This is a genomic window from Streptomyces daliensis (assembly GCF_054782395.1).
Genome location: NZ_BAAGSO010000054.1, coordinates 41,360 through 50,129 on the forward strand (window position 1 = coordinate 41,360; position 8,770 = coordinate 50,129).

An 8,770-nucleotide genomic window follows, 5' to 3' on the forward strand; every position below is an offset into this window, starting at 1 on the left:
GGCGGGCGGGAGGGGCGGCGGACGTGTGGTGCGAAGGGGACGCGCGGGGCGGCCGGGGTCACCGGGACCGCCCGTCCTCCGCCTTCCCCCGCTGCCCCCGCGCAACCGCGCGGGGCCCCGGAGCCGCGCGTGCGCGCACGGCACGCGACGCGCGGCTCGCCCGGAGGTGACGGGCGGCCAACGGGAAGGGGGTTACGCGTACGGGCTGTCAGCGCCCGCCGCCGCGGGCTTGGGCGTGCGCGCGGGGCAGCAGCCGACGGGGCACAGGTCGTGACTCGGGCCGAGGGCGCCGAGCGCGCAGCGCCGCGGGTCGCCGCCGCGCTCGGCCGCGGCCCGCTCCACCGTCAGCTCGCGCACGGCGGCGGCGAAGCGCGGGTCGGCGCCGACCGTCGCGGACCTGGCCACGGGCAGGCCCAGCTCGCGGGCCTTGTCGGTGGCCTCCGTGTCCAGGTCGTAGAGGACCTCCATGTGGTCGGAGACGAAGCCGATGGGGACCATCACGGCCGCGGGCGCTCCCTGCCCGTGCAGTTCCTCCAGGTGGTCGCAGATGTCCGGCTCCAGCCAGGGGACGTGCGGGGGGCCGCTGCGGGACTGGTAGACGAGCTTCCAGGGGCGCTCCACGCCGGTGCGCTCCCGTACCGCGTCGGCGACGAGCCGCGCCACGTCCAAGTGCTGTGCCACGTAGGCACCGCCGTCGCCGTGGTCCTCCACGGGGCCCGAGGTGTCGGCGGCGGCGACGGGGATGGAGTGGGTGGTGAAGGCCAGGTGCGCGGTGTCGCGGACCTCGGCGGGGAGGCGGCCGAGCGCGTCGAGCACGCCCTCGGTCATCGGCCCGACGAAGCCCGGGTGGTTGAAGTAGTGCCGCAGCTTGTCGACGTGCGGCGGCGTGATGCCCTCGGCCTCCAGGGTGGCCAGGGCCTCGGCGAGGTTCTCGCGGTACTGGCGGCACCCGGAGTAGGAGGCGTAGGCGCTCGTCGCGAGGACGAGGACGCGCTCACGCCCTTCGCGGGCCAGCTCACGGAGGGTGTCGGTGAGATACGGCGCCCAGTTGCGGTTGCCCCAGTAGACGGGGAGGTCCACTCCGTGGTCCGCGAAGTCCTTGCGGAGGGCGTCCAGCAGCTCGCGGTTCTGCTGGTTGATGGGACTGACGCCGCCGAAGAGGAAGTAGTGCTGTCCGACCTCCTCCAGGCGCTCGCGCGGGATGCCCCGCCCGCGGGTGACGTTCTCCAGGAACGGCACGACGTCCTCGGGCCCTTCGGGGCCGCCGAAGGAGAGCAGCAGCAGGGCGTCGTAGGGACGGACATCGGGGGGACCCGCCAGGCCGCGCGGGTCCGCGGGGTCGCTGGCTTCGAGCGCATCGGACATATCTCCGATCCTGCCATCCGTCACGGGAAACCGGCGGTCGGGCTCCCGTCCGTGCGCCGGGTGGCCATGGGCCGCTCCGCCGGACGGCCGCGCGGGAGCCTGACGGTGGCCACGCGTGGTCCCGACGATGGCCGCGCATGGTCCCGGCGATGGCCGCGCGGAGTCCCGCCGGTGGCCGTGGGCGGTCCTGCCGGTCACGGGCAGGTGAGCCGTGAGTATGATCCCCCACCAACTGGCCGGGCTCCGCCCGGTACCGGCGGCGAGAGGGGACGGTCGTTGATGAGCGTGCAGCCGATGAGCAGCCGGGTCACCTGGCGCAACTGGGCCCGGAACGTCGCCGTCCGCCCCGTGCGCACCAGCGCCCCCTCCACCACCGCCGCGCTGGCCGAGGTGGTGCGCAGGGCCGCGGAGGACGGGCTCACCGTGAAGGCGGCGGGCTCCGGGCACTCCTTCACGGGTGTGGCCGCGACGGACGGCGTGCTCATCCGCCCCGACCGGCTCACCGGCATCCGGTCCGTCGACCGCGCGGCCGGGACGGTCACCGTGGCCGCTGGAACCCCGCTGAAGCGCCTCAACGAGGCCCTGGCGGCGCAGGGCCTGTCGCTGACGAACATGGGCGACATCATGGAGCAGACCGTCTCGGGCGCCGTGAGCACCGGGACGCACGGGACGGGGCGCGAGTCGGCCTCGCTGGCCGCGCAGATCACGGGCCTGGAGCTGGTGCTCGCCGACGGCTCCGTGACGCGCTGCTCCGCAGACGAGAACCCGGACGTCTTCGCCGCCGCGCGGCTGGGGCTCGGGGCGCTGGGCGTGATCAGCGAGGTCACCTTCGCCGTGGAGCCCGCCTTCCTGCTCCACGCGCGCGAGGAGCCCATGCCCTTCGCGCAGGTCGTGAGCGAGTTCGATCAACTCGTGGCCGAGAACGAGCACTTCGAGTTCTACTGGTTCCCGCACACGGACGGCTGCAACACCAAGCGCAACAACCGCAGCGCCGGACCGGCGCGCCCGCTGCCCCGGGTGCGCGGCTGGGTGGACGACGAGCTGCTGTCCAACGGCGTCTTCCAGGCGGCCTGCTCCCTGGGCAAGCGGGCCCCGGCCACGGTTCCCTCCGTCGCCAGGATCTCCAGCAGGGCCCTGTCGGCCCGCACGTACACCGACATCCCCTACCGGGTCTTCACCTCGCCCCGCCGGGTGCGCTTCGTGGAGATGGAGTACGCGCTGCCGCGCGAGGCGGCCATGGACGCGCTGCGCGAGCTGAAGACCCTGGTGGCGCGCTCCGGGTTCCGGGTCAGCTTTCCCGTCGAGATACGGACGGCGCCCGCCGACGACATACCGCTGTCCACGGCGAGCGGCAGGGAGACCGCGTACATCGCGGTCCACATGTACCGGGGCACGCCGCACGAGGCGTACTTCACCGCCGCCGAGCGGATCATGACGGCGCACGGCGGGCGGCCGCACTGGGGGAAGCTGCACTCGCGCGACGCGGAGTACCTCGCCGACGTGTATCCGCGCTTCGCCGAGTTCACCGCGCTGCGCGACCGGCTCGACCCGGACCGCCTCTTCGGCAACGACTACCTGCGCCGGGTCCTGGGCGCATGAGCGGCGCCCCGTACTCCCGCCGCTGAGGGCGGGGACACGGGGCGCGGGGGCAGGGGGACGGGGGCCCGAGGGCCGGGGCTATCCGGTGGAGGGCTCGGACTGCTGGCCGCTGCCGCTGCCGCTGCCCGTGCCGGACTGCCCGTCGGCGTCGCCCGTCGACTGGTCGGTGTCACCACTCGTACCGGTGTCGGGATCCGTGGTCCGGCCGGTGTCGCCGTCCGTACCGTCCGAGCCGCTGCCCTTCGTGGTCTCGCTCGGCGTGGGCGTCGGCTCCTGGGTGGTCGACGTGCCGTCGCCCGTGCCGGTGTCCGGGCTGGGCGAGCCGGTTCCCGGGTCCGTGCCGTCGCCGTCCGTGGTGGACGAGCCGTCGTCACCCGAACCGGTGGACGAGCTGGGCCCGGGGGTGGGCGTCGTGCCGTCGTCGCCGTCGCCGTCGGAGGAGCCGCCGGAGCCGAACACATGGCTGATGGAGGTCCCCTTGCCGCCGGAGACGCTGCCGCCCGAGAGCAGCTCGTACAGCGTGATCCCGCCGATGGCGAGGACGAAGACGAGGACCGCGGGGAGCATCGTCCGCTTCCAGCCGCGCCAGCGGGTGCCGTGCGTGGTGGCGTACGTGTACTCCTCGGGCTCCGCCTCCGTCTCCGCCGTGCCCTCCCCGGCCTCGGGCGCCGCGGCGGTCAGGCGCGTCACGTCCGCCGTCCTGAGCAGCTGGGTCCGGTCGGCGCCGAGCCTGAGCTGCCGCGTCGGGTCGTCGACGGGCGCCCCCTCCGCGCCCTGCCCGGCCGTCGCGCCGTGTCCCGTGCGGCCCAGGTCCGTACGGAGGAGCCGCGTCCGCTCCGGATCGGCGTCGGAGCCGGGACCGGGGTCAGGGCCTGGCGCCTGGCCCGGATCGGGGGGCGGGCCGGGCGGCGCGAGCGGCTCCTTCACCGGCTCCGACTCGTCCTTGTACGGACCGGGATCCTCGACGGTCATCACCGTCGTCGCCTCGCGGTCGCCGTCCCGCTCCCGCACGGTGATCTGGCGCACGAGGGGCGGCACCGGGGTCTTGTCCTTGATCTGTTCACCGGTACGGCGGAAGAAGTGCTGGAAGATCGGGCCGCCCGTCGTGGCGACGACGCTCACCACGCCGGCGCCGAGGAACGTCCCGTAGACGCCCATCTTCCCCGCGAACACCGCGGCGATCACCGCGGCCAGGGCGCTTCCCGCGACCTGCGCGAAGCTCAGTTCTATTCGCCTCGCCTTCGGCTCCTCGTCCGCTGTGCCGGTTTTGTCCTTCTCGTCCATTACCTGCCTTCGCTCGCACACTTCATCCACTGTGCACTGATTGGTGACTATTGGGCGAAGGCAATGGTTCCGATTCGGGGGGTTCTGTGAGGCTCGCCACCACCTCTAAGCTGCACATATGGGCATCCGGGCACTCAACTCCCTTACCGTCCGGCAACTTCGACGGCGCGCCGGTCCACCCCGCTGCCCTAATGGAGTAGTGTGACGAGCCCTGGCCTCGGCTCTGGCCCGGCGCAGGCAGCACAGGTGACTACGTCGGTCACTATGCGTTGCGAAGTGGTAACCGTGCCATGGCGGCGACCCCGGAACAGTTCCGGATCGTCGGGCAAGTCGGCAAGGTTGTGGCAGCCTGCGCCCGGGCAGGCCACACTCGTCTAGCGGGAGCAGCGACGCACGTGACGTCGGCAGGCACCACCCGGGAGGTCCCCATGCCCGAACTGCGTGTCGTGGCCGTCAGCAACGACGGCACACGGCTGGTGCTCAAAGCTGCCGACAGCACGGAGTACACGCTTCCGATCGACGAGCGGCTGCGGGCCGCCGTGCGAAACGACCGTGCCCGGCTCGGCCAGATCGAGATCGAGGTGGAGAGCCACCTGCGCCCGCGGGACATCCAGGCCCGTATAAGGGCCGGTGCCTCCGCCGAGGAAGTCGCGCAGCTCGCGGGCATCCCCGTCGACCGCGTACGCCGCTTCGAGGGCCCCGTGCTCGCGGAGCGCGCCTTCATGGCCGAGCGGGCGCGCAAGACGCCCGTGCGGCGCCCCGGCGAGAACGCGGGTCCCCAGCTCGGCGAGGCCGTCGCCGAGCGGCTGCTGCTGCGCGGCGCCGACAAGGACTCCGTGCACTGGGACTCGTGGCGCCGGGACGACGGCACCTGGGAGGTGCTGCTCGCCTACCGCGTCGCGGGCCAGCCGCACTCGGCCACGTGGACGTACGACCCGCCCCGGCGGCTCGTACAGGCCGTGGACGACGAGGCGCGGGCCCTCATCGGGGAGACGGACGACACGCCGGAGCCCAGCTTCCCGTTCGTCCCGCGGATCGCGCGGCTGCCGCGCGACCGCGGCGAGCGCGGGGACCACCGAGGCGAGCTGGAGCCCGCCGCGCTCTCCCCCGGCTTCTCCGACGACGAAGGGGACGACGGGCCCGGTGCGGGCGCCGAGGACGGGCCGGACTCGCTGACGAGCCTGCTGGAGGCGGTGCCGAACTTCCGCGGGGACATGATCGTCCCTGAGCAGCAGCCCACGGGCCCCTCATCGCCCGCCCCGTCGGCGCCCGCCGCAGGGCCGCCTCCCTCCGCGCCGGAGAGCGAGCAGGTCCAGGACGCCGAGGAGGAGCCGGAAGAGGAGGAGCAGACCGTGGAGCCCCCGGCTCCGGCGGCGAGCGCGGGTTCCGCCTACGCGGACGTGCTCATGCCGCGCTCGGTCAGCGCGCACCGGGACCGGCTGAAGGGCAACACGGACCGCCAGGCCGAGGCGGACGGCGTCCGTCCGGGGCGGCGGGCCGCGGTGCCGAGCTGGGACGAGATCGTCTTCGGCACCCGGCGCAAGAAGGACTAGGACTAGGACTAGCCCGCGCCCGTAGCGCCGCGAGCGACGGCGACCGCGCGCGGTTCCGGCCCGTGAGGGCTCGGGGCCGCGCGCGGTCGCGTGTCCGGGCCGTCAGGTCCGGGGTCAGGTCAGCCCGGCTGCGGGCCCGTGGCGACGGGACGCGCGCCGTCGGCCGTCCACTCGCTCCAGGAGCCCACGTACAGCGCCGCGTCGAAGCCCGCGACGGCCAGGGCCAGCACCTCGTGCGCGGCCGAGACGCCGGAGCCGCAGTAGACGCCGACCTCCGGACCCGCGTCCGTGTCGGCGTCCGCGCCGAGGCCGGTGAAGCGGCGTCGCAGCTCCTCCGGTGAGCGGAAGGTGCCGTCCTCGGTCACGTTCTCCGTGGTGGGCGCGGAGACGGCGCCCGGGATGTGACCGCCGACGGGGTCGATGGGCTCCACCTCGCCCCGGTACCGCTCCCCCGCGCGCGCGTCCAGCAGCAGCCCCGTACGGGCCAGCGCGGCGGCCCCGTCGGCGTCGAGCAGCGGCAGGGAGCCGGGGACCGGGTCGAAGTCGCCCTCGGGCGGGTCGGGGACCTCGGTCGTCACGGGGCCCTGCCAGGCGGCCAGTCCGCCGTCCAGCACCCGTACGTCGGGATGGCCCGCCCAGCGCAGCAGCCACCACGCGCGCGCGGCGCCCCACCCCTGGCCGCCGTCGTACACGACGACGGGACCCTCCTGGGTGACCCCGGCACGGCGCATCGCCGCGGTGAACGTCTCCAGACCGGGCAGCGGGTGACGCCCCGTGCCCTCGCGCGCGGGGGCCGCGAGTTCGGTCTCCAGGTCGACGTAGACGGCGCCGGGGAGGTGGCCCTTCTCGTACTCCTCCCTGCCGGGCGGGCCGCCGAGCTTCCACCTGGCGTCGAGAAGCACGGGAACGGAGCCTTCCGCGAGGTCGCTCGCGAGTGCGGATGCGGAGATGATGGCTGTCATGGCGCCATCCTCGCGCAGCGGCACCCCACCGCGTGCGCGGACCCGTGCGTGCGCCCGTACCGCGGTCCCGTGCGCGTGCCCATGCCGCGGTCCCATGCCCGTGCCGCCGCCCGTATCGCGGCACAGGGGGTACCCGGATGCCGGAGGCGCGTGTATCGGGTTCACAGCGGGTGTTCGCGACGGACGTGGTGGATGTTCGCAGCCGATGCAGCGGCGCGCGGCGCGGACGGGAGCGTCGCGCCGCGGGTGGTGCGAGCATCGATCCGGTACAAAACCGAAGGAAAGTCACGGCGGTTCCACCGCACGACCGCATCGATGATGGTCTTGAGGAGAGAGACAGAGATGACCGGGGCAGTGACTCGGCACGGCTACACAGGACATACACGCGGCACGCCCTGCTGGGCGAGCCTGATGGTGCGCGGGCTGGCCGCGGCGCAGGAGTTCTACCAGGCCCTGTTCGGCTGGGAGTTCCGCTCGGGGCCGCAGCAGTGGGGGCCCTACGCCCGCGCCCTCCTCGACGGGCGCGAGGTCGCGGGGCTGGGGGAGATGGCACCGGGGCGACGGTTCCGCGTCGAGTGGATCCCGTATCTGGCGACGGAGAACGCCGATGTGACGGCCTCGCTGATCCGGCAGTGCGGCGGCACCGTGGCCGTCGGCCCGCTGGACGCGGAGGACGCGGGCCGGGTGGCGATGGCCTCGGACCCGGTGGGCGCCGCCTTCGGGGTATGGCAGGCGGAGGCCCATCTGGGCCTGGGGACGGCGGAGAGGGACACGCCGGGCGTCCCCGTCTGGTACGAGCTGGTCTGCCGGGAGACCTGGCCCGCGGGCAAGTTCTACCCCGACGTCTTCGGCTTTGACGTGGACGCGACGGAGGCCGCGCGCACCGGGAGCCTCGACCATCTGACGCTGTGCCTGGACGGCGAGCCCGTCGCGGGGGTCCACGGGGTCGGGCAGGCGCTGCCGCGCGACCGGGGGCCGCACTGGAAGACGTACTTCGCGGTCGAGGACGCGGAGAAGGCGGCGCGCCGGGTGCAGGGCCTCGGGGGGCGCGTGTTGGAGGGGCCGCGCGACTCGGCGTACGGGCGGGTGGCGACGGTCACCGATCCGGAGGGCGCCCGGTTCAGCGTCATCCAGCGGCAGGCGTGACGGGGCGGGGCGGGGGCGGGAGCGGGAGCGGGGGGCGTCAGCGTCGCCCGGGTGCCGGGGCGCCAGGGCCCGATGCCCCCGCCCGCACCGTCAGCGTGGCCGCGAAGGTGCGGAGGACATCCGGCCGTTGAGGGGCGACGAGCCGAGCGGCGGTCCCGCCTGCGGCCCTGACTGCGGCCCTGGTGCGTCGACCGGCAGCACGTCGGGAGAGAGCGCGCCCGCGCCCGCTGTCACGGCCGTGAGCCTGCGCCTGTGGTGGCGGCGGCACAGCACCTCGTAGCCGACCTCGCCCCTGGGCTCCCCCACGTCGCCGACGACGACCTGCGCGCCCTCGACCACCATCCTGCCGCCCACGGTGCGGGCGTTGTGCGTGGCGCGGGCGCCGCACCAGCACAGGGCCTCGACCTGGAGCACCTCGATGCGGTCGGCCAGCTCCATCAGCCGCTGCGAGCCGGGGAAGAGCTTGGTGCGGAAGTCCGTGGTGATGCCGAAGGCGAAGACGTCCATGCCCAGGTCGTCGACGACGCGGGCGAGCTGGTCCACCTGCTCCGGGGCGAGGAACTGGGCCTCGTCCACGATCACGTAGTCCGTACGGCCGCCCGCCGTGAGGTGTTTGACCAGGTGGGCGTGGAAGTCCAGCGTCTCGCCCGCCTCGACGGCCTCGGTGACCAGGCCGAGCCGGGAGGAGAGCCGTCCCTCCCCCGCGCGGTCGTTCCGGGTGAAGATCATCCCCTGGAGCCCGCGCGCCGAGCGGTTGTGCTCGATCTGGAGCGCGAGCGTGCTCTTCCCGCAGTCCATGGTTCCGGAGAAGAACACCAGCTCTGGCATGGGGACTTCGGCCTTTCGCAGCGTGGGGGGGGG

Annotated in this window: 7 protein-coding genes; 3 read left to right on the forward strand and 4 right to left on the reverse strand. The window is 74.1% G+C overall.

Features of this window, described 5'->3' with window-relative positions:
- Positions 1-192: 192 nt before the first annotated feature.
- Positions 193-1,365 carry a ferrochelatase gene (locus ACYVOO_RS11160; protein ID WP_461015493.1) on the reverse strand — a complete coding sequence of 391 codons (1,173 nt, stop codon included), beginning with the start codon at positions 1,363-1,365 and terminating at the stop codon, positions 193-195.
- Between the two features lie 294 nt (positions 1,366-1,659).
- Between ACYVOO_RS11160 and ACYVOO_RS11165 the strand changes: the two genes are divergently transcribed.
- A complete protein-coding gene (locus tag ACYVOO_RS11165) occupies positions 1,660-2,964 on the forward strand; it encodes a D-arabinono-1,4-lactone oxidase (RefSeq protein WP_461015494.1) in 1,305 nt (434 codons plus the stop codon).
- A 78-nt stretch (positions 2,965-3,042) separates the two neighbouring features.
- Here ACYVOO_RS11165 and ACYVOO_RS11170 read toward each other — a convergent pair whose 3' ends face one another.
- On the reverse strand, positions 3,043-4,248 hold the full coding sequence (locus tag ACYVOO_RS11170; protein ID WP_461015495.1) for a hypothetical protein: 1,206 nt from the start codon (positions 4,246-4,248) through the stop codon (positions 3,043-3,045).
- A 428-nt stretch (positions 4,249-4,676) separates the two neighbouring features.
- Between ACYVOO_RS11170 and sepH the strand changes: the two genes are divergently transcribed.
- Positions 4,677-5,801, forward strand: a complete 1,125-nt coding sequence (sepH, locus tag ACYVOO_RS11175) for a septation protein SepH (protein WP_461015496.1) — start codon at positions 4,677-4,679, stop codon at positions 5,799-5,801.
- Between the two features lie 119 nt (positions 5,802-5,920).
- Here the strand turns inward: sepH and ACYVOO_RS11180 are convergent, their stop codons facing one another.
- Positions 5,921-6,763: a sulfurtransferase gene (locus ACYVOO_RS11180; protein WP_461015497.1), complete on the reverse strand. Its 843-nt coding sequence runs from the start codon at positions 6,761-6,763 to the stop codon at positions 5,921-5,923.
- Positions 6,764-7,105: 342 nt separating this feature from the next.
- Here ACYVOO_RS11180 and ACYVOO_RS11185 point away from each other — a divergent pair, with 342 nt between their 5' ends.
- A complete protein-coding gene (locus ACYVOO_RS11185; protein ID WP_461015498.1) occupies positions 7,106-7,909 on the forward strand; it encodes a VOC family protein in 804 nt (267 codons plus the stop codon).
- A 90-nt stretch (positions 7,910-7,999) separates the two neighbouring features.
- On the opposite strand, the gene ACYVOO_RS11190 is transcribed toward ACYVOO_RS11185, so the two are convergent.
- A complete protein-coding gene (locus tag ACYVOO_RS11190; RefSeq protein ID WP_461015499.1) occupies positions 8,000-8,737 on the reverse strand; it encodes a thymidine kinase in 738 nt (245 codons plus the stop codon).
- Between the last annotated feature and the right edge of the window lie 33 nt (positions 8,738-8,770).